The sequence below is a fragment of the Arthrobacter sp. B055-34 genome (assembly GCF_059090425.1).
In genome coordinates, this window is record NZ_JBNHFQ010000021.1 from 1 (window position 1) to 1,202 (window position 1,202).

Below are 1,202 nucleotides of genomic sequence, written 5' to 3' on the forward strand. Positions count from 1 at the left end.
GGCTTATAGGCAAAAAAGTGTGTATGACCCGGGCGTGTTTCATGGCCTGCCTGCCCATCCGGAGCGGATCCAGAGTCCTTCTTCGGCGACTAGGGCGGTGCCGAGTTCTTCCGGGCCGATCTGTTCTTTGAGCGCTGACGGTTTGCGGGATTTGGCCGGGGCGTAGTGCTCGGGGCGGATGAGTGTCCATGCCGGCTGCGGGTTCTCGCTGCGCATGTAGAGGAACCATTCGATGGCGCGTTTGGCGTGGGATTCGCTCATGCCGCGGTGGTGGCGCAGCAGGTACCGGATGTGGGTGTTGATGCCGCCTTCGAGCCGGTTCGTGGTGGGCTCGATGCCCAGGTCCCGGTGCTCTGCCTGCAGGTAGGTGAACAGGGCGCCGTTCTTCACGAGTTTCTCCAGCAGCCGGTACGCGGCGCGTAGCCGTTGGTGCGTGTACCACCAGGTTTGTCCGGGTCTGACCCATGCCGGTGCCGAGGTAAGCGAACTGCGGTGGGTGCGCTGCTTGGTCAGCTCGCCGTAGCGGGAGTGCCAGCCTGCCAGTGACGCGGTCCAGGCCGCGGCCTGGTCGGGCGTGGTGATCTTGGTCAGAGCCTTGGAAATACGCAGCAATGCCCGCCCGGCCTCGGTACGGGGACGGTTCGTCAGATAGGTGCGGACGTTGCGCTGGACATGGACCAAGCACCGCTGGACCTTCGTCTCCGGCCAGCATCTGCGCACCGCTGAGGCCAGACCGGAGCCGCCATCCGTGATCACGACCGTGGGGGCCGGGAACCGCTCCAGCAGCGCCGACCACGCGGCGGTCTTCTCCTGGTCGCACCACTGCCAGCCGAGCACGTGCTGCGGGGTGCGGGCGATCAGACAACACCAGGAGCCGACATAGATCCCGTCCACCTGCACCTGGTCGTGGATTTCGCCCGTGACCGGAATTTCGGGTGCGATGTTCCAGCACCACGCGATCTGATGCCGGAACGTCCTGCCGGTGGAGCCGCTGGAGACCTCGACCTGGGAGTGTTTACCCAGCAGCCATGCCAGGAACGCATCGAGCTGCCCGCGGCGGGTGACATCGGGACGTTTTCGGGTGCTGCTGGAGCCGCACCTTTTACAGCGCCAGCGCTGCTTCCCGGCAGAGGTCCTGCCGTTCTTGACCAGTACGTCTCCACAGACCTGACAACGGGAGGAATTGCAAGCACCATTCACAA

Annotated in this window: 1 protein-coding gene; it reads right to left on the bottom strand. The window is 64.7% G+C overall.

Going from position 1 to position 1,202, the window contains the following annotated elements:
• Positions 1-39 precede the first annotated feature (39 nt).
• A complete protein-coding gene (locus AC5RWO_RS21425; RefSeq protein WP_498733949.1) occupies positions 40-1,200 on the bottom strand; it encodes an IS1249 family transposase in 1,161 nt (386 codons plus the stop codon).
• Positions 1,201-1,202 lie beyond the last annotated feature (2 nt).